Origin of the sequence: Massilibacillus massiliensis (assembly GCF_900086705.1) — a bacterium.
Lineage (GTDB): Bacteria > Bacillota > Negativicutes > FLKF01 > FLKF01 > Massilibacillus > Massilibacillus massiliensis.
The window spans coordinates 3528502-3554779 of sequence record NZ_LT575483.1; the positions used below are offsets into that span (position 1 = coordinate 3528502).

Genomic DNA, 26278 nt, shown 5'->3' on the forward strand with positions numbered 1-26278 from the left:
ATGACGAAATATGTAGAAAAATGTAATTCTGTATTTCAGTGGGACAAATGTATCATTTTTACATAAAAACCATGGAAACTAATGACATATAAAGTCGGAGTATGTTAATATTTTTTTATCGCAGAGTTATAAAAAATTTATTTAAGTAGTTCTGTTATAGATGCTGAGGTTTTTCATTTAGATTATTTCGCTGATCGATTTACAAATGTAAATACCTTTTTGCATTGTATGGATCTTCTAAATAGGAAATGCATTTGCGTTTTTTCAAAGGAGGTGAAAAACGAAAATTGCAACAAAGAAAAATTTTAAAAATGCCGACGTTACTTTTTATTTTTATTTTTGTGTTAACGTGCTTTTGGGGGAATTTTTCTAGAGGCGCAGCATCGGAAGCCGTAAAACAGCATGAAGTCATCTTCCTCATTGATGTCAGCAATTCTATGAATACGACTGATGCGGGGAAACTTGTGCCAGACTGTTTAGAAAAGATTTTATATCTATTGCCGGATAACTATGCAGTAGGGCTCGTTGCCTACGGTACAGAAGTGCAGTCAATAAATTCGGTGGATCTGAAACGAGAGGCAATTGCTGAAACGCTTCGGCAATTGAGTTATACGGGATATACGAATGCCGGAGTCGGATTGGAGAAAGCACTGACTTTGTTCAAAGATAGCGAAGCAGAAAAAACGGTAATTTTACTTTCCGATGGTGAAATTATGCTAGATACCCCGGATGCAACAAAAGTTTCCGAAATGCAGTTTAGTCAAGCGATGCAAACGGCGGCGCAGCGCGGTATTCGTGTTTTATCCGTCGCAATCGGTGAACAGGGGCGTTTATCACAGGCGAATATTTACAATGCGAACAACCCTAAAAATGGAGATTTGTTTCACGTTGACACTGTTGCTGAATTACACGATATTGCCAAAACAATCGTATATGGGAAATTTGGCATTGCCAAGACATCGGTTAGCAGTAGTGATCTACAAAATGATGCACTCCGTGTACATCTGCCGCTAAAACATATGGAGTATATCAATAAAGCGAAAATCTCTCTTACCTCCACAGTACCGTTATACAATGTTGGCGCTGATTATACTGCACAGAGCGGTAAAATTGTGAGTGGTAAACAATTTGCAGTTGTGAATTTATGGCAACCGCAAAGCGAAGCAGTTCAGATTCGTTTTCTAGCTGCGAATGGAGGGAATGTACAGGCTGATCTGATCTTAGAAATGAATGCATCTGTTCAAGTTGAGGTGAAAAATACAACACTTGAAGAATCCGGTCAAAAAATAGCTGAAGTTAGATTAGTTCCTGTCAGTACACAAAATCAAAATTTACATCTTTTAGATGATCCATATTTTGAGGGAAAATCAGTTCGAGTAACAGCAGATGATCAGGAAATTGCGGCAGTTGTGGAAAATGGATCTATTCGTTTTTCTCTGTCAGCCGATCAATCGCGTAGTGTAGAGGTCAAAGTGCACTATGAAGATCTCGGTGTCAACATGATTACACCGGAAACAATTTCTGTACAGGTTAAACAGGCGGAAGGTTATGAAAAATTATGGATTGCTTGTATTGTCATAGCAACTGTTGGGTTGATTTGGTGGAGAATGCGCGAGCCAAAACCGCTGCCCCCGCCGCCGATCATAAGTCGTTATGAATATGCTGGTAAATTCAAAATTTATATTACACAGACGCCAGATGATAGTGACATTGCACCTATGGAATATAATTTATACCGTAACTTCCAAAAGGAAGAAATCACGCTGGGGGCAATTCTAGAGCAATGTGGGATTTCCTTTTCCTTGCCTGGTGCATATAAAATCTTCTTTAGTCCGGGTGCCAATAAAGCACTGGTACTTACCAATAAATCTGACTGCACCATTTTGAAAAATAGGGATTTGTTAGTCAAAGATCATAGCTGTCTCGTCTACTTTCATGAAAGAATTCATATTACATTTGAGGACGAACACAGCGAACTTATCTTAGAATATAAAAATGTCAAGCCGTCTGAACGACGCTAAAGCAAAGGAGTGGACAAAAATTGGCCATTATTACGCAAACCAATCGAACTATATTGTTTGAAGAAATCAATCCTGAAAAACTCGACTTGCTCACTATGGTGGGCGATGTAAAGGAAATGGACAGCTTAAATGACGAGAAAATCAAAGAGATCAATGAACATCTGTTAGTCAGAAATTTTGACGAGTTCCTAGAAAAATTTGATCCTGTGGTTTACTCCTTTTATAATGCGAATAATCAACGTGTCATGTATACGTTGAAAAAACCTGAAAGTATTCCGGACGAACTGTTAACAGAAATTCATCTTAACATGCACAATGATTTTCTTAAGATGTTATTGACATTGGTAGAAACCAAACGCTCACAAGGTCTTTTAAATGTCGATTTCAAATTTGAAAAATTGACCAATTTGATTTCGCCGGCCAAAGTTATGGAAGATATTCGTCAGCTTAGAAAAGAAATGCGCTATATTTATTCCGAGTATGCGCAGCTTGATGATGGTGATCCAAAAAAACTTGATGTGGGCGACAAACTGAATGTCATGTTTGAAGAAGCCAGCACGAATTACAACAACGTTATGGCTATGCTTCCACTGGCGATTGAAGATATTAAGACACGGCTGTTACTAGGTGCCGGCGGTGACGGTGCAAATGATACACCGCTTACGCTTGGGGTATTGTCCATGGGGGAAGAAGGCGAACTCAAAATACTAGAAGCGCCAAAACCGGAAACAAAGGCATTGGCAACGCTGGACGATCAGATCAATGGAGGCCTCATTACAGCAATTGAAGAAGATTATGAAGCATTGAACGAAGAAAATCACAACAATTATGTAAAAGCACTCGTTGCTCGGACCTTTTGTCCATTGCCGTCCACAATGGTATCAACTGTTGATGCCGCAAAAGAAATTGCAAACTACAATTCCTACTTGGAATTTTATAAAACCGCTAAAGATGATTTTATTAAAACTGTAAAACCTTTGATTGAAAAAGTACTGGGGGTCAGGATGTTCTTCGAACAATATCCGACAAAACTTAAAGGCATGCGTCCATCCTTGCTCATTAGCAACGCGAGCAATGACATGGTAGCAAAAACATCAAATGTTCCACGTCTGACCACGTATTTAAATACAGTCAATGCGAAAAATGATTTCAATAACACCTTATGGTACGCGATCTTCCCATCCGTATCGCTTGATCAAAATTCAAAAATGAAATTAACGCGCGAACGGTTTAAAGGAAATCAAATCGTCGAAAATCTAAACGTCAACAGCGTAGAATCATTAGCACGCATTCTCGATGTGATGAAAGATTATCGTGTACAATGCTTCTTTAGCTATGAGACTGGCGACAAAACGACCTTTAATTATATGGCGACTGAAGGAATCGACAAATTTGTTGAACGTTGTGCGAGTCTGACAGGTAAAACGTACAGTGAATTTGCCATCCCATGTATTCCGAATTTCACCATCGTACCAAAAGATAAATCTGGTGTCATTCTCGATAAAAAGATGTTCTTAAACGATGCGAATCTGGCGGAACTTTCTGACGCGAAAGAAGATATCATGAAGCTATGGATAGATGGTGTTTACATTGGGGCAGCTTTTGTTGCAGCAGGTCTGTGCGCTGCGATGCAATGTCCGGAATACCTCAAAAAAACCTTTAAGCGTAATGTTGACAGCGAATTGCCGGGTGTGCGTTTTGATATCGAAGCCGATGATCATCCGCTTCGTGTGCGGACATCGCTGGCAAAGGAAATTACCGGATTTACAAACAGCATTAAAGACGATATCAATCGTAAAAGCTTCGGCTTCGTGTTTTCCTCTGAAAACGCTGCCTTCGATGGCATGAATATTACGGATATCATGGTATATAAAGCGCGCAACCTTCTTTATGATGCGGAGCTTGGTGTTTACGAACCAATTTTTAAGACACAGGTTACGACTTATATCGAACGTATTCTGCGTCATGCTACCGGTGATTTCAAACAAGATAATATTGTAAAATTCTTTTCCAATAATCCGCAGAGTCAAAAAAGCCTATGGGTTGGGAAACGCGATAAAATCAACTCAATTATCAGTGAAGGCGATGATATTAGTTACATCATTGACGAAATTAACGGCATCTGTACGCTGGATATCACCTTTAACGGCAATGTGAAAAATCTTGAAATTGAGATCAACCGTTTGACTTCAGCAGGACACAGCGCATAAAATGCGAACCCTATGCCGACGTGAATAGATTTGTTTTTTAGCAGAGCCAATTGGCGTCGGTAAATTTACATATACAACAAAAGGGAGGAATTCATATGGGTTTCAGATTAAAGGTCACTGGTGGACCGGAGGATATTGCATTTGACGAAAGAGCAATCTTAAAAGCAGAATTTTTTTCCGACTCACCAAATGATTCCAATGCAAGAGCGACTGATGTAGCGCTCAGCATCAAAGTTTGGGGGAAAATGCTCTACTCTCTCGGCGGTAAAGAAGCCGATGCTACTCTCAACGTGGCAAAATGGTCGCAGGTACCGAGTGAAAAAGCGGACTGCTACAGAAATGTACAGCTTGACATTGTCGCTGCCAGCCAAATGGTGCGGCAGTATACACTATCAGATGCCTTCGTAATGGAATACACAGAAGAACTAGACGACGAAACTGGCGTTGGTACGTTCTATCTTCACATGAAACAGAAAAAAGACCAAAATGCTATGGTCAAACTCGAAGGTGGCTTTGGGGCTGAGTAAGGATTATGGTCAATCGCATGAAACAGGTCTTGTCAAAATACCACTGGCTGTGGAATGCAGCAATTGTGCTGGTCGTATCTGTGCTAGTATTTTATTTCGACCCGGTCGGCAGAGCCTATGAAGCAAGTGATTTCCGCAAGGATGGCGGCCTAAAATGGATTGCGATTATCGTTTCCATCGTTACGATGATGTCGACGATCTTCTCTTTACGGCATTATTGGAAATGGGTCATTGTGGCACCGTTTTTTGTTGGGACGGCCAATCACCTGCATAGTATTTTTATTCGTTTTGCAGGAGCGTACCCCGAGTATACACCAATGATGCATGTGGAAGGGATTATTCTCAACGATTTGATCTATGTAATTTTTGCACTGCCAACCACAGCCTTGGTACTGTTTATTCGAACAAGGAACCAAGAGAGGAAGTAACAAATGATATGAAAAAAGTCTCAGTTGCTTACCAATATCTGTGGAATACGACGATTGTGTTGACCATGTCTGTGTTAGTGTTTTACTTCGACCCAGTCTGGAATGCGTATCAAATTACACATACCGGAAAAGATGGTGGCATCTTATCGATACTGGTTGTTGTTTCTATTGTAACGATGATCGCTATGTGTATATCGCTGCGAAATTATTGGAAATGGGTGGCTGGGGCAACGTTTTGTGTAACCTTTTCTAGTTTTTTGAATGTTTATAGCAGACAGTATGAAAATATAGATAGAATCGTCCCATATACATATCAAACATACATTTGGGAAAGTACTGCAAATGGTTTTGTATATGTAGTTTTCACACTGCCAGTTGCAGCATGGGTGTTATTTAGCCGGAAAAGGAAAAATAACGAGAATTATTGACGATGAATCAAATGTTGTCTCTGATTGCATGAATTTTATTGCCTAAACTAAAAGCAAAATGGGGCGATACGATGAGAAGATTTTTCGAAAACAATCACTGGCTGTGGAATGCAGCGATTGTTCTGGTGGTATCTGTGTTGGTATTTTATTTCGACCCAGTCGGCAGAGCCTATGAAGCAAGTGATTTCCGCAAGGATGGCGGACTAAAATGGATTGCGATTATCGTCTCCATAGTTACGATGATGTCAACGATTTTCTCTTTACGGCATTATTGGAAATGGGTCATTGTGGCACCATTTTTTGTTGGGACGGCCAATCAACTGCATAGCACGTTTATTCGTTTTGCAGGAAGTTATCAAAATTATACGCCTATGATGCATCTGAGAGAAATAATTCTCAACGATTTGATCTATGTAATTTTTGCACTGCCAACCACGGCCTTGGTGCTGTTTATCCGAAAGAAGAAACAGAAAGGATGTGACAACAATGTGTGAAAGTCGGTTTACTTTGACCGTATACATTGCACCACCATTTACCAGCGAGTCAAATGTAGGGCATATGTGGATTAGCTTGGATGATAACGAGGAAGGTCTAAAAGAGCATTATGGGTTTCATCCCAAAGAAGATGGAAAGGCTTATTCAGATGTCGGCAGAGTTGCAACGGATGATGGAATAAAATACACGATCCTTTCTACCCGGCAATCATTTCCGCTTACGGAAGAAACCTATCACAACGTACATGCATATTGCCAGTCTACAATATATGGAACCTTTGGTCCATACCTTGCCGTTGGCAATGCTTGTGTAAATTACGCATGGGATATTATGCAGGCAGCTGGTATTGGCAATGAGGGGCTTAATGCACTTGGCTTTGTGATTGAAACTGATGACCCTAGAGGGGCTGTCTGGCCAACATTCAATCAAAAAAAGCTTAACATGGTTCATGATTATTATATGGCAGAATGGAATGGGGAAGATCCCCAAACCGTAGGTGAATTCATCATGGATAAAATGAAGGTTTGGTAACAAGCGGAGCAAGGAAGAGTCCAGGCTTCGGTAAAAAATAACATATTGAAGGATATCTAAAATTTAAGGAGGTTGAAACACTATGGCGTTTCGTATCAAAATTGAAGGACAAGAACCATTTGACATTCCGCCGGAATGTACAAAAAGCGTAAGCTTTACGACAGAAATTCCACTTGATTCCAATGCGCGCACTAAGGATGTGGGAACAGGCTTGGTGATCACTGGGAAAATCCTCGCCGCTACGGATGGCGACCCGGATGACAGTACGCGCAAGATGGCTTTGTGGTCAGTCGTACCGGCAGAAAAAGCAGATTGCTATCGCAAAATTACGATTGAGTTGACGGCAGCAGGCATTATTGAACGGAAATACCATTTTCCAAATGCATTTGTCGTAGACTATAAAGAAGAATATGGCGATGTGAATGGTACAGGCACCTTTACGCTGGTTCTCCGGCAGAAGAAAGATAAATTCGCAAATGTTACCGTAGAAGGCGGATACCCTGCCTAATGGAATCGAAGAGGCGTGTCCTGACCGGACGCGCCTTTTCTAAATTGACTGATGAAAGTGAAGTGACAACATGGATTTTAATCCTTATGCAATACTGGGAGTGTCAAAGGACGCTGGCGAAGAAGAAATTAAAAAGGCGTATCGGAAGCTTGCAAAAAAATATCACCCGGACGTCAATCGAGATAATCCGGTAGCGGAGCAAAAATTTAAAGATGTTGGCGAAGCCTATCGGATTTTAAGTGACAAACAGGCGCGCCGATCCTATGATACGGCAGCGCAAAAAACAGCGAAAACAGCATCGAAAGAGCCACGGCGGCAGTCTTTCGAGACAAATGACGCGTTTGACATTGCCAATATGGCACAGGGAATGCAGGGGAATTTTGAACGTTACTTTGGTTTTGATCCTCAGACCGGCAAGGTTACAAGAGAAGAAAAATTAAATGTAAATGCGAAAAAAAAGAAAAATCCGCTTGATACCACCGCTATGTTTGACAGTTTCTTTTCCAGTTTTAAAAAGTAAGGATGTGCAGGAATGAATAAGAAAAAAAATATTGATTTGGCAATTGCCGGACTGTGCGGATTGATCCTTTTGATTGCTTTGTACGGTCTGGAAGATGCCATGAGTGGAGTATATATCGCTGTTTGCGCCGGCAGTGCTCTGATTGTATTCTTGGCTTTTTATTTGACGTCCGCGTCTAAAGAATGGAATGTAGCAGAGCATCTGCCAATTGCAGGGGGCGGCATTATTACAGAATTGGTGCTCCTCAATGAAGAAGAGAATCCAATTGCCGCCTGGGATATGTTTGAGAAAACGGCGCTCGTTATCGGTAAAGACGTCAAGGAAAATCACGTAGATGTCAATCTAAATCAAAGTGTTTATGCTTCGATGATCGATATCGAACATGCTGTTTTAAATTATGCTGACAACCATTGGTATATCGAAGACTTAGGTTCAAAAAATGGTGTGATACTGCAAAAAAATGCTGACGGACGAAAATACAAACTTTCCGCTGATCAGCCGTGCAAGCTCGATTCAGGTGATATGATCATCATCGGGTTGACAAAGCTGTTAGCAAAGTAAAAAAACAATTACAAAATTTTTGTAGGCACTAAACTGCAATTGAAATCGCATGAAAATTTATGATTTAAATAAAAGATTAGAGAAAGAAGGCATCATATGAGCAATTTAATTCGCTGTCAAAATGGACATATGTTTAGTTCTAGGCGTTACGGAACGGTTTGTCCGTACTGCAATATTGAAACAGCTACTAAAGAAAAAAAAGAAACCGGACTTACGGATGTTGATGTGGAAGAAATGCTGTTTTTAGAAGATGTGCAGCCGGTGTGTGGCTGGATCGTATGTATATCAGGACCTAGACAAGGTAAGGATTACAAAATTAAAACAGGAAAAAACTTTATTGGGCGTGCCGACGATATGGATATCCAAATTCTCGGTGACAATAAAATCTCACGCCGCAATCATGGCATCATTGTTTTCGATCCTAAGAAGAAAGAAACTGTTCTATTACCGGGGGAATCAAACGGTATCGTCTATCATCAAGGTGACGCTGTTTATATGCCGAAAGTTTTAAATACCTATGATGTCATTGAACTGGGAGACAGTAAATTTCTCTTCATTCCATTCTGTGGAGATCAGTTTAATTGGGAAGATGTGAAAAAACCGAAAGGCGATGCACAGAGTGGTGCGGCGGGAGCAGAATCATGACACAAATACCGGGTATTCTTATCCTCGTACTAACGCTTCTTGTCTTTGCCTTGCTCATAAAAAGAATGTGTGCTTCATCTGCAAAGACTGTTAGGATAGGAAAATGTATGACCATCGGTGATCGTGAAGTGCAAGAAGACAATTACGCCGTTTGGGAAAATAGTGCAGGATCACTGCTGGTACTAGCCGATGGTATGGGCAGAAAGTATGGTGGTAAAATTGCCGGACGCATTGCCGTAGAAACCTTCGTTGATTTATTTAAAGAGTATAAAGCATTTGAAAAACCACACTATTACTTTCGCAAAGCCTTCCATGCGGCGAATCGAGCCATATTAAACAAGGTCGAAGACGGACGTGGCTCGGCGAGTGTTGCCGCAGTGCTGATTACTGACCATACGCTTTACTATGCGCTTGTCGGTAATATTAAAATTGCGGTCTATCATGGTGATGATCTTGTACCGGTCAGTGAAGGGCATACCATTGACGTGCTAGCCAGACAAAAATATGTGCAGGGAAGTTTAGCAAAAGAAAGTGCAATTGCGCTTTTAGACCGACACCGATTATATAATTTTGTCGGACAAGATGGTTTTAAAGATATAGAATTTTTCAGCCAGCCGCTGCCGCTTCGTTCAGGCGATGCTGTTGTTCTCATGAGTGATGGCGTTTACGAAACACTGATTTGGCGTGAAATAGAGCAAGAACTCGCACAAGGACGAGATGCGCAGGCGCAGGCTTTACAAATAATCGAACGAGTGAACCGCAGTAAATTTCAAGGCAAAGACAATGCCAGCATTATGATTTATAAAGAGTAGCAGCCAGCAGCTCTACAGGGGGATTTTATGAAAAAGCTAAACAGTGAATTAAAAGCTGCATTTATATCGGAAGCCGGGGCAGCACTTACGAACAATGACTACTTCGCTTTTGTCGAGCTCGACGATTATGCTTGTTACGTCATTGCGGATGGGCTTACGGATTTAGAACGATCAGAAAGTGCCCAAAAAGCGGTGGAAAGTGTTATCTTGCATTTTCAAGAACGGCCGTCGATATCCGGGCGCGTTTTAGGCTCCTATTTGGTGAAAGCCAATCGTGATCTTTTGCAGACGAATGGACGTGAAGCACTCAAGGCTTCGGTGACTGTGATTGTTACGGACTATGAATCCGTACGCTATGCTGTTGCCGGTAATACACGTTTCCGCCTGTATCGGGACGGCATGCTCAGTGCAAAATCAAAAGATATGTCTTTAGCCCAAGATCTAGTCGAAAAAAACGAAATTACACCCAATGTCCTGTCCAGGCATGAAGAAAGACATAATCTTTATACCTATCTCGGGCAGGAAAAAGATTTTAAGCCTTACGTATCCGGTAAACAAAAATTGATGAATGGCGATATCGCTGTTCTATACACACGTGGTATATGGGAAAACCTTGAGGAAGCGGATCTCGACGATATATTTTCTGAGACGACGGATGATCCGCAGGAACCATTGGATAATACAGAAGATATGCTGCTGTCCAAACAGCTGCCGGCTCTTGATAATTATACGATGGCAGTTGTCTTCATCAATAAAGTTTTCATTGATCCAAATCGTGATCGACGACGGAAACGCAGGATCAAAATTGCCATCATTGTTTGTATTGTTCTTCTTATCATTGGGGTGATTGCCTATGTTCTTTATAGCCGTCACAAAGATAAAGTCGATGAGATGAATCTTAGGATGGATAGTGCGATTGCTTGTATGCAGGACAATAACTATATTCGGGCTCGTGACGAAGTGCAAAAAGCGCTGCAACCGGCTGAAAAACTCAAAGACAAAGAAAAAATCGAGCAGCTTAATAACTACCTGCGATTGATAGAGAGTGTTATCGCCGCTGATGATGCCTATCAGAATCAGAAATTCGAAGATGCTTACCAAGGCTATCAAACCGCGCTGGAGAGATCGCGTTATGCAGATAAACTTGGTGAGAAATATATTCAAAGACGGCTTGCAAATACCGAAGACAATATGACAGTTGCAGACTTTATTAATCTAGGTGACAAAGCTATGGAACAGGGCGAGCTTGGACAAGCGGAAGTGTATTATTTGCGGGCAAAAGCCTTTGCTGCTAAAATCCATTCCGCTGACGGTAAAGTGCAGGCACAAGTTGCGATTGACAAATTGTATGATGCAAAACAGAAACAAAAAGATGAACAGGAAAAGAAAGATAAACAACGCTTGAGTGATGACATTAGCGATCTGATTACCCAGGGGGATGCATTATCACAATACGGTGATTTAGATTTGGCGGAACAAAAATATCTGTCGGCCCGTGCTCTGGCAGCTGCCCATTATGATGCAGATGGTAAAAAAGAAGCACTGGGAGCTCTTGAAAAACTTGGTCAAGCGAGAGGAAAAGCAGCACAAGCAGCGCAAAAAGAAGCAAATCAATACGCCTCGGACTATATGAGTGCGGCTGCACTTGTCGGACAAGGCGATGCGGCATTTTCTCAGGCGGACTATACAGGTGCTGCGGCTAGTTATAACGCTGCATTATCTCAATACACCGCACTTGGTGATACAGCGCAAAGTTCGATTCTTAGCGGTAAACTGCAAAGCGTAGCTGCCAAGCAGCAGGAGATCGATCAGCAGAAAATCAATGCCGTGCAAACGGAAGCACAGGCGAGTGCGCTCTATGCTTCCAAAGAGTATAGTGCAGCGAAACAGATGTACCGCCAAGCGCAGCAGCTCTATTTGGCGCTTGGTAATCAGACGAAAGCAGATGAAATTGCAATTATGCTTGACAGAATTGATGCGGATGCCGCGATTATGGCGAATCTGCCGCAGTAAGCAACGTCAGTGCTTGGACAGAAACAAAGGTTCTCGTCCAAGTCTGTCGTCCGATGGAGGCGATACTTTATGGATAAATACAGTTATACCTTGAATATTGATGGTAATGCGGTCAAAAGAAAGCAAAACCGCTATTATAAACGTGACCTGGAACTTATGACGGGGCACCAGCTCAGAGAAATATGCAGACGGGAAAAGATCATCCATGGGGTTGTAAGTCCGCTTGACAAAGATGACTTGATTCGTGTCATTCTCAGATACCGTGGTGCAGATGAGAATCTTTTAATTAAAACCTATAATGAAAAAGGTTATGCGGCTTTACAAAATGTGATTTCTAAAGTACAGATCCATTATGAAACCGATATCCGCCCCGATTGCAGTGCCAAAATTGTCGTTTATGAAGGGTTATCGCTCGATTACTACGACGAACTGACAATTAAATATCATGCCAAGCTAGCTGGGACCAATGCGCTGATCGTAAGCGCGGATAACACTTTGTGCGGCATTTTAAATGTTGAAACCAAAGGCAGCAGCAAAGATTCTTTATATTTAACTAAAGCATCTAGACTGCCCTGCAGCGAAGCACAAATCAAAAATTACAGTCTGCTGTGTATGGACAAGGCAAATTCTGAGATGCTGCAGCGTATTTACAGCGGCGATTACGCTTATATGCCACAACATTTGATTGTATATCGCGTGCCGCTTTTAGATTTTATGGTGAGAAAACCGGTAGCGCTTACCATGCCCATTGCGATAGATTTTGGTACTACGAGCACGACAGCCGGTGTATATCTGGATAGTCTGTACTTTGAGCGCACTGATATGGAGCCGGGACAGCTTGGTCTGTTAGAAAACGATGTAAATTATGCAGTGTTTTACGATAGCATCCAGGATTATCATGAAACCACGCTCTTACCGAGCGTAGTTGGTGTCCTTTCCATTCACGGTGGGGCAGACCCGGAATACCTATTTGGCTATGATGCTGTAAAACTAGCCAATTCCAGTTATATCGATGAAGGGTTTTGTGTGTTTTATGATATCAAGCGGTGGATCGGTGATTATGAAAAAAGTGAGGAAATTATCGATAAACAAGGGCGACGTGCTTTTGTCAAACGAAAAGATATCCTAAAAGCCTACTTTCGGCATATCGTCGAAGCGATGAAAAATCGTTTCAAATGCGATATTCAGGCTGTACATATTTCCAGTCCTGTCAAACAAAAGTATTTGTTTCAAGCGCTCTTTTCTGAAATCCTGCCTGAATATACCGTCGAAAAAGAAGATATGCTCGATGAAGGAATTGCCGTACTTTACAATACGATTTCTGAAATGATTTCGCAAAAAAGTGCGCAGGAAAATACAACTTACAGAGCACTGGTCATTGATTGCGGCGGCGGAACTACTGACTTATCCTCCTGTAGTTTTCGTGTCAGTACCCAGCGGGTTGCTTATAAAATCGACATTGAGACTGCTTACGAAAACGGGGATACCGACTTTGGCGGCAACAACCTGACCTTCCGGATTATGCAGCTTTTAAAAATCCGTCTCTATAAAGCATTGGCCCCGAAAGAATGGCAGTCAGGCAGTCCGGACATCAATGATCTATTGAATACATTCGATCTGGATGTATTCCGCTATGTAGACGAGTATGGGGCGAAGAAGCTTTATCAGCAATTTGATACCGCGTACGCTGAAGCAGAGGCATTCTTGCCAACAAAATTCCGTGATTGGGAAAAGCTTAGCCGCAGTGATTACTACAAGGTGAAAAATAATTTTTATTTTCTGTTTCACACAGCCGAACGCATAAAAAAAGAATTCTACAATAAAGTCGGCACACTGCGTGTTGGTCTATCGTGTAATGATCGCATAGATTCGGCGGCTACCATGCTCTTTGTGGATAAATGGAAATTGACTGCGATGCAAGGCAGAGATCTTGTAACCGTGAAAGATTTCCCTGAAGTATATTTCAGTATATTTGATATTATGCTGATCCTGCGGGCCGACATTTATGGTGTCATCCATAAATTTATGGATGAGATGTATGGCAGCCATGAGCTGGATGAATATACCATGATTAAATTGACCGGACAATCCTGTAAGATTGATATCTTTCGTGATGCATTAAAGGAATTTGTCCCGGGAAAGACCATCAAATTTAAACGAAAATCCGGCGATCTTACAGATGATTTTGAACTTAAAATGACTTGTATCGATGGTGCTTTAAAATATCTGAAAGACAAAAAATATGGGTTTGCCGACGTCAAAATTACCAGCCGCACGCCGGCATTGCCGTATATCATTACTGCGTATACGCATACAGGGCAGGAAATTGTGCTCATCCATGGTTTGCAAAAAGGGAAAAGCGGCGGACATATCTCCCGCAATATGGATGACTTGACGTTAAAGCTCTATCTCAAAGATATGAATGAAAAAGTCCGTTACAACTTCACGTATGCTTGTACATTAGGCGAATTTCAGGCAATGGAGTATGAAAAAATAGCCGAGCTCTATGAGGTTGATATTCCACAGGATGATGTCGACAGTATCGTTGACCGTGAAGTGAAATTTTTTGCCTGGACCGAACCACGTCGGTGGGGATTTCTCGTTTTACCGATTTATCGTGACGGAGAAATTCTGATGCTGGGACGCTTACAGTTCTTTAGTTTCGAAAGCGATGCTTGGGTAGAAAATTTCTTTGACGGAACCAAATGATGACCGACGGAAAAGGAGGTACCGATGAAAACAACCATGCGACGAATGGTGGTGTTCTTGCTTTTACTCAGTCTTATATTGACCGGTTTGCCCCAAGTACAGGCTGTGAATATCAGCAAAGATACCCTCAAAAAAATTGACAAAGATGATCTGAAAAAAGTCGCTGCAATCGGTGCGGCAGCCGTGGCAGTAGAAAAACTCAAACCAAAAGCCAAGCCGCCTGTTTTGCCGGAATCGCCTAAAGTAGAGATTCCCGGCACAGAACCACCGGCAGAATCAACAAACAAAAAAGAAGTAAAAAAAGCAGCAAAGGAAAAAGCGGAAGCTTTAGAAGAGGCCGCAGAAGAAAGCTTTGCCCAAGTCGCAGCGATGGCAGAAACTGGAGATGTGCAAGCGCAATATATTTTGGGCATTGCCTACTATACCGGCATGCAGGTGCAAATGGATGAGCAAGCCGCGATTACTTGGTGGCGCAGGGCTTCCCTTGGCGGTCATCCCGACGCCGGTGCATATATCGGACTTGCTTATGCCGAAGGTTTTGGCAATATGACAAAAAGTCAGGAAGGTGCTGATTGGAACTATCTGCAGGCTGAACAAAAAGATTCTGCACTTGCCAGAGTATTACTTGGCATTGCTGATTATAAAACCAACGATCTTACCCAAAAAGACAAGGCCGTGAAACGCTTCCAAGCAGCCGCACAACAAGGCAATCCTCAGGCTAAAACTTTTTTAGAAGTCATCGCACAGAGAGGCACCGAAGCACCGATTGATTTCGGTAAAAATCTTGATTGGAAAAAGGAAGCACAGAAAACGCCGCTGACTGATCTTTATACACAAGCAGGTACAAATGCTTTCTGGGGACGTATTGTTGCGCAGGATTATACAGTCGCTGTTCATTGGTGGGAACTGGCTGCAAAGCAGGATCACTCGTTAGCCCAAGCTTTGCTTGGTACCGCCTATTATACGGGACGTGGTGTACCGCAAGACGAAGAAACAGCCGTTGTGCTTTTTAAAACAGCCGCTGCTAAAAATGAACCGCTGGCACAATATATGCTCGGAAAGGCTTATTTGGCTGGAAATGTGATACAAAGAAATAAAGAATTGGCCCGCCAGCTTTTCCGCGCAGCGGGAGCGGCTGGTATTGCAGATGCTGTTCGGCAAGCGGAACTATTGGAAAGAGGAAAATAACATGCGCATATTTGATGAAGAATTTGATATGAAAACTTATGTGAAAAATCGGTTGCTGCAAATGGACAACCTTGAAAGCCGCCGCGTTTTCAAAGCCGTCGTCGAAGACCTGTTCCTCGAACTGCACGGCGAAATTGAAGCACAATATAAAGGCTTGGAACAGCGCGTGTTCGAAGAAGTGCCGATGCCGATTGAAGGGCCGGCTATTGTAACGAATATCATGGATCGTAATCTTTATGATGTTACCGATGAGTTTTTGCTGCCGATGCGACTCGAAGATCTGCAGCCTACACAGATTGATACGGAGGCTATGTGCAAAAGTCTTAGTGAAAAGTCACCGTATTTTCTCTATACCGTTTTTCTGCAGGCGGATTATCTGGAAACAGAAAAATTTGCTGCGCCTGAAAGAAGTTTTCGTGGTGTCGTTAAAACGCAGCATAGCGAATACAATGCGCAGTTTCATGTTCGACGAAACCTAACCTACAGACAACAGGTTGAGGATTTATATAGAATATTTGGACTCAATTATTTGCCCTGGCGCAGTGTTTGTGCACCCTATCTCTATAAACTTTTTGATGTTTATATTGATGAGATTGAAAACTGGAATGACGAGGACAGCATAGAAGAAGCCATCCTTGATTTTGAAGAATATACCTCCGTAATTCGTTATCAGCAGGTGCCATTATGGAACTTGGAAACGGTGTCGATGCGTACAAGTACATATCCGGAACCGTGCGTTGACAAAATCAATTACGAACATCGGATTTTTCGTCATAAATTTAAAGAAGGGGCGCGATATCTGGTTACCAACCCCGATGTTGCGATTTCCAACATACGTTGGACGCAAGGTGATCTCTTAATCACCTGTCCACTAGAAGATCCGATGAACTGGACGATGTATAAGTGCAACCCTTTGCGTAAAGCTACCTATCCAAATCGGACGTTACACAACACGAATCAAGCATCCTTTGCCAATACGCTTATGGGGGTATTTGGTAAGACGATCAAGACGAAATTGGAATTGAATCGATTGATTCAAGCCTGCGGTTACGAAAATGATTTGACGTTTATCGGTGTAGAACTCATCAAGAATTTCCCGGGAAAAGAAACCTATATCGTAGATGGATTCATAAAGGACGAATTGCGAACCGGTACCTGGGAAACAGCGATGCGGCTGGATTTTCAGCCTGCTGACTATGATTTTTATCTGAACCGGGACATCATGAGTTTTCTCGTCAGTGTGGTGCAACGGCAGTTTCCTGAATATGAATGCTGCGGTCGGCTAGTGTAAGGAGAGGATACCATGAATTTTATATGGGATATTGTTTTGCAGGCCGAGGCACAAGGCGTAGATAAGGCGGAACTCATATTTCAACAGGCACAAGAGTACAGCCCATATTGCGAACAGGCCTTTTCCTGCATCAATCAAGCGGGCTTGGACAACAAGTTTGTCGAGCTCAATGCACTCTATCGATTTAGTCATATCTTTCAAGAACTTTTGCATCCGGAATTCTTAGAGCAGGAAGAAAACCAGGAACTTGCGCAGTGTGCTGCCAGCTTTTTTGACGTTATCGTACATCTTTTGAGCGAAGTTGATCTAAAGCATGGACTTACGAAAAGAGAATATTTTATTCGGCAATTGCGGGCTGAACTTCTAGATGGTGTGTATGGTGCTAAAGCGGCTGCTGCAGTCGCGATCATGCATCGAAATCTACAATTTTGTTTGTCAAATGAACTGTTAACCCAGATGCAGACAGGCACGAGCCTGCGGGTTTTTCGCCGTGCGGTACGAACTGCATTTACCGGCAGCCTGATTTATCAGAATAATTACAACGATAAAGAACTGCTCCTGTATTTAGGCGAAAAAGAAACCGGCGATAACGAAAAAATTATGCAATTCTTGCTGGATATGTTTTTACCCTTTGGGTTTTCAGCGCGGTTGTTTTGGGAATATCATTTCGGCATTCTTGGCGTAGACGCCGCTATGCAGGCGGATGCCATCGCGTTATTTTAGTACGGATAAGAAAGAAAGGAAGCAAAACTTTATGAATGGACAGATTTTTCCTCTGTTTGAACAAGCGCATGTCCTAAGGACGACCATGCTCACGGCATTGCGCGACTACGCCTATGAATATGGACGTCTCATCCACGAAGACTATAGCGACGGGATTGTAAGCGGCTGTCATATCACAACAACGAGAGATACCATTACGTTAAACCGGGGTGTTATCCGTTATCTGGGACATCTCTATTTGATTACTGAACCGCTTTCACTTACCTACGCTCCCACCGATGAATGGATGATTTTCAAATTGGAATTTAAAGATGAGGCACGAAAAAATGGTTATATTTACCGTGAAGTGGAAATTGCATTTTCAAATAACCTTCACTTAGTGCATGCAGAAATAGAACTATGTCGTTTTAAACTGCAGGCTGGTGCCAGCCTTCGTATAAACTACGTAGATTTTGCTGACCGCAATACAGAATTTGACACGGTTAACATGATTTATGCACCTTTTGCCGCTCGGGAGAAAAGCTCAATATCACCAGATATCACGTATGCCTTTGCTAAAGAAGCAATGACATTCACATTGGACTCTGTAGATACGGCATTTTGCCTGCAAGCGTTAAATGCAAAAGAAGCGATGAATCGGGAGGTCATTCTTTTATACATCGCAACGAAGCTGAAAAAAGCATTTGCCGAGTATGATAATCTGGAAATTTTTGAAGCGCTGAGGGCGATATTACAGAATATTAAAAACGGCGGCGAACGCGAATTGCTTCGTGGATATCGGCAAAGGCGACAGGTAATTGTAGACTAATGAAAGGCTGGAAAGTTATTTTCGAAGCAGAAAATCCTACATTTATTACCGTAGAACAAACAGGTAAATCAATTTCGAAAATTACAATGCCAGGATATATCTTTGACTTGTCATTTAACGCTGAAGGACGCTATTTGGCTATAGGACATACTGGAGAGATGAACTCTAAAAAAGATGGCGATGTGAGAATTGATGTTTGGAATTTAACGTTGAATTAGCCTGTTGATTTAAAGAAAGAGGAAGCGATCCAAAAAGCCCAGGAATACTTTCCTAAGGCATTTATAAGTCCCACGGTAGGTTTTAGTCCTGACGGCCGTTATCTGGCGCTTGAAAAAGACGATTATATAAAATTTTGGGATGTTGCAGGGAAATAATAAAAGTAGAAGTAAGCAAGAGGAGAAATCTGAGCGGCGGGAATATATTTCCCAATTTCTAGATAGTTTTATCTACATTTCACTCAAATAAAATTAGTAGAATGTAAAAGAGGAGAGATTTGATTATGAAAATTCCAATGCTGAGTTTTGACTGCTTACAGGTATCGCCTTACCAGTTGAAGCACATTCAGGACTTGAAAATCGTTCAAAAGATCAACGATCACGCTAGGCTAAACCTGACTGCCATCGTCGATGAAGCGCAAAAAGACTTTTATGTGGAGATGACTACGCTGGAAACCAACGTAAAGTTGGAATATTTCTACCCGGAAAACTTACTAATGCCGTCTGAAAGCGCCACAGGAATTTTATTCCAGGGGATTGTCACCCATATTGAGATAAAGGCCGTAATGGGGACTTATTGCTTATATCTTGAGGCGCTTTCGCATACCCATATGTTTGATATTGCAAAAAGAACGCGATCGTTTCAAGACTCCAGTCAAAAGTATGGCGGACTGGTGAGCGATATAATCAAGCCATATGAAGGGGCAAATGTTATTTTCAATGTGGGGGGGAATTCTCCAACCCCAGGATTCATACTGCAATATGAGGAAACGGATTGGGAGTTTATGAAGCGCATGGCGTCTAATCTTACCGTAGGGTTAGTTCCAGAAACAAGAGCCGCGTCGCCAAAATTCTTTTTTGGTACCTCGGAGGGTACGAAACCGGAAACACTGGAGGACGCCCACTATACAATTGAAAAAAGAATCGGCAAATGGACAGCTTCTGCGACAAATAGTATTCCGGGCTGGTCTCAAGAAGAAACGATACTTTCTTATCGAGTGCGAAGTGAAAAATTACTGCAAATTGGACAACAAGTCATATTTAGAGGTCAGCCACTCTACGTCGAGAGTATTATTTCCAGTATACACAAGAGTATTCTCACACATGAATATACCTTAACCTCAAAATGGGCTTTGAAGCAGGATCATTTCTATAATATTAATATAGTTGGTCTTTCGCTTAGAGGCAGTGTCATTGATGTTTTGCGGGAGAAAATAAAAATTCATTTGTTTGTTGATAAGGAACAAGCTGTGGAAAAAGCCTATTGGTTTGAATATGCCAGTATGTTTACATCCAATATCGACAGTGGGTGGCATTTTATGCCGGAGATCGGCGATAGAGTACATGTTTATTTCCCAAGTGAAAGAGAACATGATAGTGTAGCCATTAATTCATGTTCGAGTGGTCCATATTTAGTAAATCCGAAATGGGAAAAAGCCCCTCCCTTTGGACTAGAACGCGACCGGTGGGCCGACCCTGCGATTAAAAGCCTTAAAACTAAAGATGGTAAAGAGATTATCTTCGCCCCTGACAGGATTATCATCCATTCTGATGGAGTATCTATCACTCTAAATGATGAGGATGGAGTTGAAATCTATACCGAAAACAACATTAACATCATCTCTAAAGAAAGAATATCCATGGAAGCAGAAGAAATTATGATAAATGGCAAAGAAAAAGTGACGATTGCCGGAGGAAAAACTAAGATTACCGGGGCTGCAATTAAAATAAATTAGTAACTTGATTTAAGAAAAACATCCTAAACAAAAAAAGCTATACCCGTGTAGTACGAGTAAAAAAGGAGATGATTTTAAATGGCTATAACTACTATAGAGTATTGTGCACTTTGCAATGCAGTCTATGATGGTTCGATTCCTGATGGATGGGAGAAGCTGCCAGGAGGATGGTATGCACCTGACCCGGAGTCCTTTTGTGGGCAAGCCTATATAAAAGGAACTGAAATTGTATTGGCAATTAGAGGAACCTCTAATATACAAGACGTTGAGACGGATGTTCTACTGGTTCTTAAAGAAAAAGGAATTCATTTTTGGCACGTGATAGAGTTTTATTATAGCGCAATATTTAACAATCCCCCCTACAATAACTATGAAAATTATCCTTTTTCCATTACTGGACACTCATTAGGTGGAGCGCTTGCCCAATATTTATCATATATGTTATTTATCAACAATAACGAAACACCCATTCCTACAGAAACCTTCAATGCCCCAGGGATAATAGAACTAGATAATTCTATTACTAATGTTTCGGGCACTGGTATTATTAACCATATGCGAGCCGCTGATATTGTGCAAGCGGTGGGAATACATGTGGGAAGCTGCGTGTATTATTCCCCCAGCGATTATCCGCGAGGCCCAGCGGGAATGGCCTTAAGTGTGGCAACCATGGCGCTTACTAGGGGAAGAGGACTTACGGCCAAGGCAGGGGCCAGTGCATTTGCCCAGACGGTAGGCTATAAATTTGTGCAGCATAGTATAAGTTATTTTTATGAGGATCTGTGTAATGGCAAAGCGGAAACGGTCAATGCTGATCCAAACATGGTTTGATTACCTAAAATAGGACAGCCATGCATGCTAATGGTAAGAAACCTCTCGTCCTAATGTCTTCTATGTGGCAGTGGTTAATTATTTTAATAGTAACTTAAGGAGGGAACTATGATGATAAAAGAGGAAACCAAGATAAAAGAAAATTTAGGCAAGATTCGGGTAGGGATAATTATTTTTGCGGTATATTTATGGTATCAGACGAGTATCAGCACGCTTGCCTTATTCCCCGTAGTCCTTCTCGCAGCATCTATGTTACTAACTACATGGACTATGAGAGGAGAAAGCTGGCTATACGTGCTCACCGCGTCTCTTATCCAGTCGCTAATATTCCTGGTACTTAGTGCCGGTGCATCTTTGACATATTGGATTGAACTACAGGCATTGGCTGCTCATACCACCAGCATTTTTGAAATCATCATAAATATAACTGTCTGCGTTTTCTTGGGGGCACTTTGTCTATTTGTTAGAAAAAATAAAGCAGCATGGAAATTTGAATATGCGTCGATAACCAAATGGCGAAAAGCAGTAGTAATACTCATAGCAAGTAGCCTGTCGGTTTTGCCGTGGGCAAGTATCGCATTCGATAAATCGCTCATCGAATTTGATTTTATTCCATTTTCTCAGTTTCAGAGACCACTTACCGGACAGCTCACTTTCAGCCCGGACAGCTCAAAGATTATTGCGTTTAGCGCTAATACGATGGGGAAGGAAATCAGCAGTTGGGATGTGAAAAAAGGAGAGCAGCTGCCGACAATTACAGCGCCAGGTAGGGTACAACAGGCCGCCTTTAGTAATAATGGACAATATATGGCAATTGGCTGGCGCCGCTCTTGGAATCCCTCTGAAAAAGATGCTTATCTGACTCTTTTAGACCTTAAAACCAATACGCCCATTGAGCTAAACCGAAAAGAGCCGATAGACAATGTAACTTACATAGGAATCAACTCGGTCGCCTTTAGTAATGACAGCAAGTACTTGGCGCTGCTGATTGCGCCTGTGCCTGGTGAGGCTTCTCAAAAAGAAACGGTTAATACCATCATTGAAATATGGGATACCGAAACGTGGGAGATGACAAAAATTATTAAAGGACCTCTTGGGACATGGGGAGGTAAACTAACATACAGCCCGGATGGGCGATATCTGGCCATGGTTGGAAGAGAAAAAGACAATCGTTGCATTTGCATTTGGGACGTATCTACAGGCACTTTGCATAAAGTTTTGGCGCAAGAAAAAGAACTGGACCTTCGTAACGAGGTAGTAACTCCTTATGCTTTGGGAAATATTATCTTTAGCCCGGATGGCAGACACTTTGCTGCCGCTATTCGTCTTGATGAAGGCAGGTTTATTAAAATATGGGATGTTACTACTTGGAAAATGGTACGAATCCTACCTTTGCGTTATGGAACTTACGAAAATGCCATGGCTTACAGTCCGGATGGTGGTTATCTAGCTGTTATTGACGAGAGTTCTGTAAAAGTTTGGAATACAAAGAATCATCTATTAGCCGGAACCTTACCGCATCCCGAAAAGTATTTGACAAGAGGCATAGCCTATAGTCCTGATGGGCGCTATATCGCAGCAGGGGGAGAAAAATATATTAAAATATGGGATGTATCTGAATATGAATTAGGAAAGTTTAAGTGGAAAACCCGGAGTGGCATAGAACTATGATGCAAGAAGAGGAAACCAAGATAAAAGAATATTTAGGCAAGATTCGGGCAGGGATAATGATTTTTGCGGTATGTTTGTGGTATCAAACAAGTATCAGCAAGCTTGCCTTATTCCCCGTAGTCTTTCTCGCAGCCTCGCTGTTACTCGCTACATGGACTATGCGAGGAAAAAGCTGGCTATACCTGCTTACCGCGTCTCTTGTCCAGTTGCTAATATTCGTGGTACTTAGTGTCGGTGCATCTTTGACATATTGGATTGAACTACAGGCATTGGCTGCTCATACCACCAGCATTTTTGAAATCATCATAAATATAACTGTCTGCGTTTTCTTGGGGGCGCTCTGTCTATTTGTTAGAAAAAATAAAGCAGCATGGAAATTTGAATATGCATCGATAACCAAATGGCGAAAAGCAATAGTAATACTTATGGCAATAAGTTTGTCGGTTTTGCCGTGGGCAAGTATCGCATTCGATAAATCCCTCATCGAATTTGATTTCATTCCATATTCTCAGTTTCAGAGACCACTTACCGGACAGCTCACTTTCAGCCCTGACAGTTCCAAGATTATTGCTTTTAGCGCTACTACGATGGGGAAGGAAATCAGTGGTTGGGATGTAAAAAAAGGGGAGCAGCTGCCGACAATTACAGCGCCAGATAGGGTATCACAGGCCGCCTTTAGTAATAATGGACAATATATGGCAATTGGCTGGCGCCGCTCTTGGAATCCCTCTGAAAAAGATGCTTATCTGCTCCTTTTAGACCTTAAAACCGATAAGCCCATTGAATTAAACCGAAAAGAGCGGATAGACAATGTAACTTACAGAGGAATCAACTCGGTCGTCTTTAGTAATGACAGCAAGTACTTGGCACTGCTGATTGCGCCCGGGAATGTTGAGGCTTCTCAAAAAGAAACGGTTAACACCATCATTGAAATATGGGATACGGAAACGAGGGAGATGACAAAAATTATCAAAGGACCTCTTGGGACATGGGGAGGTAACCTAACGTACAGCCCGGACGGGCGATATCTGGCCATGGTTGGAAGAGAGAAAGACAATATTTCTATTTGCATTTGGGACGTAGCTACAGGCAATTTGCATAAAGTTTTGGCGCAAGAAAAAGAACTGGACCTTTATAACAAGGAAGTAATTCCTTATGCTTTGGGAAATATTATCTTTAGCCCGGATGGCAAATATATCGCTGCCGCCATTCGTCTTAGTCAAGTCAGTTTTATTAAAATATGGGATGTTACTACTTGGAAATTAGTGGACATCCTGCCCTTGCGATATGGCGCTTATGACAATAGCATGGCTTACAGTCCGGATGGCGTTTATCTAGCTTATATTAGCGAGAACTCTGTAAAAGTCTGGAATACAAGGAGTCATCTATTAGCCGGAACCTTGCCGCATCCCGAAAAGTATTTGACAAGAGGAATAGCCTATAGTCCTGATGGGCGCTATATCGCAGCAGGGGGAGAAAAATATATTAAAATATGGGATGTATCTGAATATGAATTAGGAAAGTTTAAGTGGAAAACCCGGAGGGACGAGTGATTTTTTGTTGAGCAGAGAAGCCGCGACGACGCATACTGGAAGGAGTCTGCTAGGAGTAGCTGACGAAGTATAACGAAAAAACGTCGCTGATACAGCAGTTTCTAGTCTATGATCACAGTTTTTTAATAAACAAGAAGGAGGCCCATTATCATGAACAGACAAGAGGCTTTAAAACATTTTAGAGAAAAATACCTAAACCCTAAACTAGCCGAGCAAATAAAAGCGGTGGACAGTTATTTCCGGAAAAATAAAGATGACCTAGCCAAGGATTTTTTAGCAAGTTTTCAAGAGGTATGTAGTGCCGTCAAAGAACAACAAGAAACGCAAAATAAGCCTCCTCTTCGTTCGATTAATTTATCTCTGCTTCGAACTTCGTTATGTAGAGGCGAGGCAGTCTATCGCTGGGATGTCTATGATGCGTTGGGAGCATGGGATTGGGAAGGAAAATCTTATAGATATGATGCTCAGTGGTGCATACAGCTGCTGCACCAGACAATACCCGAGTTAGAGCCAAGCCGCAAAAGATATGTATTCGCGCTCATTCCGCAAGACCTCGTCAGGATTGGACAGTCAGATATAGCTAACTTTCACCTTTATATTATCCAGTTAGCCCGCTACAGCTTGCAAAACGTGTCAGCGATACCTGAGTTTCAAGACATTCAAAGGGAAAATCCCTTTACCATTTATGTAGGTGAGTTTTTAAAAGATTATCAGCCGGTATCCATCGAGCCAAACCCAACGATAAAAATTAAAGGCATAAGAACTCGAATCAAAAGAAAACCTCATCAGTGCTTCCGGTCACTCCAAAATATGGATCTGGGCTCAGAACAATATACATATGTTAATTTTAGCTATAGTGATTTAAATGGCAGTGACTTAAGTGGTTGCGAACTGCAACAAGGAATCTTTGTCGGTACAAATTTACAAAACTGCAATCTGGAGAGAACTAACTTTAGTCATTGCTCAATACATGACGCCAACTTTAGTCATTGCAACCTAGAAAAAGCCAATTTTTCCGGCACAAAGGGAGGAATAGGAATCGATAGTACTCCTCTACAGATATACCAGTCACAACTTTCCTGCGTAGATGAGGAAAGCACCATTGACAGAGATAAAATCCCGTCGTTTTTTGGAGTTGATTTTTACGGGAGTAACCTTGTTCAGACTGACTTTAGTGGAGCTGATTTACGCGGGGCTGATTTTCGTAAGGCTATATTTGGGCAAACCTCTTTTCAGGACGCTTTGCTACATGAAGCTATATTTTTAAAAGAAAGCCAAAATGAAATAAAATTAACCCCAGAGCAAACAGATAGTATTTGCTGGGTAATGGAGGAGTAAAGATGGAATATTTCATATTGCGCCAGGACCGCAACCTAACTGGCGCCATAAAGCCACTAAATCTGTCATGGCTAAAAAAAATACATGATTTTGAAGATATAACGGTAGTGGCGGTAGACAAACAAAGCCACGAGCAGTATGTAGACTTTCTGGATAGTCCGCGAGCGATAGCCTCTGACAAACTTAAACGAATATTGTCGGCATATAACTCACAGATAATATTTAAAATTCTTATGCTCGTTGATGTCAAATCTATTTATTGGTTATTTGAGGCACCGGAAATTGATTGTTTATCGCCCAATACCGAGCTACAAAAAAAGGACAAGATCACGCGTCTAGTATTAGACCGCGAAAAAGTGAAGGAGCATGCTGTTTTTTCAGTCAAAGGTATTCCAGAGCATTATATAATCATTAATCTTAATGTAGCGGAAAAAATATTTCAGCAAGACCCTTGGGGAATTATACTTCAAGAGGTAGAGGCAATTTAAAAATCTTAAGAAAAAGGAGCGTTTAAAA

Annotated in this window: 25 protein-coding genes; all 25 read left to right on the plus strand. The window is 41.7% G+C overall.

Annotation, left to right across the window (positions count from 1 at the left end):
• Positions 1 to 287: 287 nt before the first annotated feature.
• The 25 genes from BN6559_RS16955 to BN6559_RS17075 all read left to right on the plus strand — a co-directional run bounded on the left by BN6559_RS16955 (position 288) and on the right by BN6559_RS17075 (position 26250).
• Positions 288 to 2021 (plus strand): vWA domain-containing protein, encoded by a 1734-nt coding sequence (locus BN6559_RS16955; protein WP_199884097.1) that lies wholly within the window; start codon positions 288 to 290, stop codon positions 2019 to 2021.
• A gap of 20 nt (positions 2022 to 2041) precedes the next feature.
• Positions 2042 to 4231 (plus strand): transcriptional regulator, encoded by a 2190-nt coding sequence (locus tag BN6559_RS16960; protein WP_110955838.1) that lies wholly within the window; start codon positions 2042 to 2044, stop codon positions 4229 to 4231.
• A 95-nt stretch (positions 4232 to 4326) separates the two neighbouring features.
• Complete coding sequence (locus tag BN6559_RS16965) at positions 4327 to 4758, plus strand: hypothetical protein (RefSeq protein ID WP_110955839.1); 432 nt, start codon at positions 4327 to 4329, stop codon at positions 4756 to 4758.
• A gap of 17 nt (positions 4759 to 4775) precedes the next feature.
• Complete coding sequence (locus BN6559_RS16970; protein WP_199884098.1) at positions 4776 to 5186, plus strand: hypothetical protein; 411 nt, start codon at positions 4776 to 4778, stop codon at positions 5184 to 5186.
• An 8-nt stretch (positions 5187 to 5194) separates the two neighbouring features.
• Positions 5195 to 5614 carry a hypothetical protein gene (locus BN6559_RS16975; RefSeq protein ID WP_110955841.1) on the plus strand — a complete coding sequence of 140 codons (420 nt, stop codon included), beginning with the start codon at positions 5195 to 5197 and terminating at the stop codon, positions 5612 to 5614.
• A 71-nt stretch (positions 5615 to 5685) separates the two neighbouring features.
• On the plus strand, positions 5686 to 6108 hold the full coding sequence (locus BN6559_RS16980) for a hypothetical protein (protein ID WP_110955842.1): 423 nt from the start codon (positions 5686 to 5688) through the stop codon (positions 6106 to 6108).
• Positions 6101 to 6640 (plus strand): hypothetical protein, encoded by a 540-nt coding sequence (locus BN6559_RS16985; protein WP_110955843.1) that lies wholly within the window; start codon positions 6101 to 6103, stop codon positions 6638 to 6640. The genes BN6559_RS16980 and BN6559_RS16985 overlap by 8 nt, the downstream gene beginning before the upstream one ends.
• A gap of 82 nt (positions 6641 to 6722) precedes the next feature.
• Positions 6723 to 7148: a membrane-associated protease 1 gene (locus BN6559_RS16990; protein ID WP_110955844.1), complete on the plus strand. Its 426-nt coding sequence runs from the start codon at positions 6723 to 6725 to the stop codon at positions 7146 to 7148.
• A 70-nt stretch (positions 7149 to 7218) separates the two neighbouring features.
• Positions 7219 to 7668, plus strand: coding sequence for a J domain-containing protein (locus BN6559_RS19880; protein WP_110955845.1), 450 nt, complete (start codon positions 7219 to 7221; stop codon positions 7666 to 7668).
• Between the two features lie 12 nt (positions 7669 to 7680).
• The gene (locus BN6559_RS17000; RefSeq protein WP_110955846.1) at positions 7681 to 8229 is read left to right on the plus strand and encodes an FHA domain-containing protein; all 549 of its coding nucleotides are present in this window, start codon (positions 7681 to 7683) and stop codon (positions 8227 to 8229) included.
• Positions 8230 to 8325: 96 nt separating this feature from the next.
• Positions 8326 to 8874: an FHA domain-containing protein gene (locus tag BN6559_RS17005; RefSeq protein ID WP_110955847.1), complete on the plus strand. Its 549-nt coding sequence runs from the start codon at positions 8326 to 8328 to the stop codon at positions 8872 to 8874.
• The gene (locus BN6559_RS17010) at positions 8871 to 9686 is read left to right on the plus strand and encodes a PP2C family protein-serine/threonine phosphatase (protein ID WP_110955848.1); all 816 of its coding nucleotides are present in this window, start codon (positions 8871 to 8873) and stop codon (positions 9684 to 9686) included. The genes BN6559_RS17005 and BN6559_RS17010 overlap by 4 nt, the downstream gene beginning before the upstream one ends.
• 27 nt (positions 9687 to 9713) lie before the next feature.
• On the plus strand, positions 9714 to 11699 hold the full coding sequence (locus tag BN6559_RS17015) for a PP2C family protein-serine/threonine phosphatase (RefSeq protein WP_110955849.1): 1986 nt from the start codon (positions 9714 to 9716) through the stop codon (positions 11697 to 11699).
• Between the two features lie 69 nt (positions 11700 to 11768).
• Complete coding sequence (locus BN6559_RS17020; RefSeq protein WP_110955850.1) at positions 11769 to 14408, plus strand: Hsp70 family protein; 2640 nt, start codon at positions 11769 to 11771, stop codon at positions 14406 to 14408.
• A gap of 24 nt (positions 14409 to 14432) precedes the next feature.
• Positions 14433 to 15596 (plus strand): tetratricopeptide repeat protein, encoded by a 1164-nt coding sequence (locus BN6559_RS17025; RefSeq protein WP_110955851.1) that lies wholly within the window; start codon positions 14433 to 14435, stop codon positions 15594 to 15596.
• A gap of 1 nt (position 15597) precedes the next feature.
• The gene (locus tag BN6559_RS17030; RefSeq protein ID WP_110955852.1) at positions 15598 to 16887 is read left to right on the plus strand and encodes a hypothetical protein; all 1290 of its coding nucleotides are present in this window, start codon (positions 15598 to 15600) and stop codon (positions 16885 to 16887) included.
• A 12-nt stretch (positions 16888 to 16899) separates the two neighbouring features.
• Positions 16900 to 17610 (plus strand): hypothetical protein, encoded by a 711-nt coding sequence (locus BN6559_RS17035; RefSeq protein ID WP_110955853.1) that lies wholly within the window; start codon positions 16900 to 16902, stop codon positions 17608 to 17610.
• Complete coding sequence (locus BN6559_RS17040) at positions 17591 to 18418, plus strand: hypothetical protein (protein WP_199884099.1); 828 nt, start codon at positions 17591 to 17593, stop codon at positions 18416 to 18418. The genes BN6559_RS17035 and BN6559_RS17040 overlap by 20 nt, the downstream gene beginning before the upstream one ends.
• Entirely contained in the window at positions 18418 to 18636 is a 219-nt protein-coding gene (locus BN6559_RS17045; RefSeq protein ID WP_110955855.1) for a hypothetical protein, read from the plus strand. Before BN6559_RS17040 ends, BN6559_RS17045 begins: the two co-directional genes overlap by 1 nt.
• 281 nt (positions 18637 to 18917) lie before the next feature.
• Positions 18918 to 20369: a hypothetical protein gene (locus BN6559_RS17050; RefSeq protein WP_110955856.1), complete on the plus strand. Its 1452-nt coding sequence runs from the start codon at positions 18918 to 18920 to the stop codon at positions 20367 to 20369.
• A gap of 78 nt (positions 20370 to 20447) precedes the next feature.
• Positions 20448 to 21200: a lipase family protein gene (locus tag BN6559_RS17055; protein ID WP_110955857.1), complete on the plus strand. Its 753-nt coding sequence runs from the start codon at positions 20448 to 20450 to the stop codon at positions 21198 to 21200.
• Positions 21201 to 21308: 108 nt separating this feature from the next.
• Positions 21309 to 22871, plus strand: coding sequence for a WD40 repeat domain-containing protein (locus BN6559_RS17060; RefSeq protein ID WP_110955858.1), 1563 nt, complete (start codon positions 21309 to 21311; stop codon positions 22869 to 22871).
• Positions 22868 to 24424 (plus strand): WD40 repeat domain-containing protein, encoded by a 1557-nt coding sequence (locus tag BN6559_RS17065; protein ID WP_110955859.1) that lies wholly within the window; start codon positions 22868 to 22870, stop codon positions 24422 to 24424. The genes BN6559_RS17060 and BN6559_RS17065 overlap by 4 nt, the downstream gene beginning before the upstream one ends.
• A 150-nt stretch (positions 24425 to 24574) precedes the next feature.
• On the plus strand, positions 24575 to 25762 hold the full coding sequence (locus BN6559_RS17070; RefSeq protein WP_110955860.1) for a pentapeptide repeat-containing protein: 1188 nt from the start codon (positions 24575 to 24577) through the stop codon (positions 25760 to 25762).
• A 2-nt stretch (positions 25763 to 25764) separates the two neighbouring features.
• The gene (locus BN6559_RS17075; RefSeq protein WP_110955861.1) at positions 25765 to 26250 is read left to right on the plus strand and encodes a hypothetical protein; all 486 of its coding nucleotides are present in this window, start codon (positions 25765 to 25767) and stop codon (positions 26248 to 26250) included.
• Positions 26251 to 26278: the final 28 nt, after the last annotated feature.

What these genes read in the sequence shown, in the direction of transcription:
- BN6559_RS16965 (WP_110955839.1), top strand. Translation starts at nt 4,327, where the DNA reads ATGGGTTTCAGATTAAAGGTCACTGGTGGACCGGAGGATATTGCATTT.
- BN6559_RS16970 (WP_199884098.1), top strand. Translation starts at nt 4,776, where the DNA reads ATGAAACAGGTCTTGTCAAAATACCACTGGCTGTGGAATGCAGCAATT.
- BN6559_RS16975 (WP_110955841.1), top strand. Translation starts at nt 5,195, where the DNA reads ATGAAAAAAGTCTCAGTTGCTTACCAATATCTGTGGAATACGACGATT.
- BN6559_RS16980 (WP_110955842.1), top strand. Translation starts at nt 5,686, where the DNA reads ATGAGAAGATTTTTCGAAAACAATCACTGGCTGTGGAATGCAGCGATT.
- BN6559_RS16985 (WP_110955843.1), top strand. Translation starts at nt 6,101, where the DNA reads ATGTGTGAAAGTCGGTTTACTTTGACCGTATACATTGCACCACCATTT.
- BN6559_RS16990 (WP_110955844.1), top strand. Translation starts at nt 6,723, where the DNA reads ATGGCGTTTCGTATCAAAATTGAAGGACAAGAACCATTTGACATTCCG.
- BN6559_RS19880 (WP_110955845.1), top strand. Translation starts at nt 7,219, where the DNA reads ATGGATTTTAATCCTTATGCAATACTGGGAGTGTCAAAGGACGCTGGC.
- BN6559_RS17000 (WP_110955846.1), top strand. Translation starts at nt 7,681, where the DNA reads ATGAATAAGAAAAAAAATATTGATTTGGCAATTGCCGGACTGTGCGGA.
- BN6559_RS17005 (WP_110955847.1), top strand. Translation starts at nt 8,326, where the DNA reads ATGAGCAATTTAATTCGCTGTCAAAATGGACATATGTTTAGTTCTAGG.
- BN6559_RS17010 (WP_110955848.1), top strand. Translation starts at nt 8,871, where the DNA reads ATGACACAAATACCGGGTATTCTTATCCTCGTACTAACGCTTCTTGTC.
- BN6559_RS17015 (WP_110955849.1), top strand. Translation starts at nt 9,714, where the DNA reads ATGAAAAAGCTAAACAGTGAATTAAAAGCTGCATTTATATCGGAAGCC.
- BN6559_RS17020 (WP_110955850.1), top strand. Translation starts at nt 11,769, where the DNA reads ATGGATAAATACAGTTATACCTTGAATATTGATGGTAATGCGGTCAAA.
- BN6559_RS17025 (WP_110955851.1), top strand. Translation starts at nt 14,433, where the DNA reads ATGAAAACAACCATGCGACGAATGGTGGTGTTCTTGCTTTTACTCAGT.
- BN6559_RS17030 (WP_110955852.1), top strand. Translation starts at nt 15,598, where the DNA reads ATGCGCATATTTGATGAAGAATTTGATATGAAAACTTATGTGAAAAAT.
- BN6559_RS17035 (WP_110955853.1), top strand. Translation starts at nt 16,900, where the DNA reads ATGAATTTTATATGGGATATTGTTTTGCAGGCCGAGGCACAAGGCGTA.
- BN6559_RS17040 (WP_199884099.1), top strand. Translation starts at nt 17,591, where the DNA reads ATGCCATCGCGTTATTTTAGTACGGATAAGAAAGAAAGGAAGCAAAAC.
- BN6559_RS17045 (WP_110955855.1), top strand. Translation starts at nt 18,418, where the DNA reads ATGAAAGGCTGGAAAGTTATTTTCGAAGCAGAAAATCCTACATTTATT.
- BN6559_RS17050 (WP_110955856.1), top strand. Translation starts at nt 18,918, where the DNA reads ATGAAAATTCCAATGCTGAGTTTTGACTGCTTACAGGTATCGCCTTAC.
- BN6559_RS17055 (WP_110955857.1), top strand. Translation starts at nt 20,448, where the DNA reads ATGGCTATAACTACTATAGAGTATTGTGCACTTTGCAATGCAGTCTAT.
- BN6559_RS17060 (WP_110955858.1), top strand. Translation starts at nt 21,309, where the DNA reads ATGATGATAAAAGAGGAAACCAAGATAAAAGAAAATTTAGGCAAGATT.
- BN6559_RS17065 (WP_110955859.1), top strand. Translation starts at nt 22,868, where the DNA reads ATGATGCAAGAAGAGGAAACCAAGATAAAAGAATATTTAGGCAAGATT.
- BN6559_RS17070 (WP_110955860.1), top strand. Translation starts at nt 24,575, where the DNA reads ATGAACAGACAAGAGGCTTTAAAACATTTTAGAGAAAAATACCTAAAC.
- BN6559_RS17075 (WP_110955861.1), top strand. Translation starts at nt 25,765, where the DNA reads ATGGAATATTTCATATTGCGCCAGGACCGCAACCTAACTGGCGCCATA.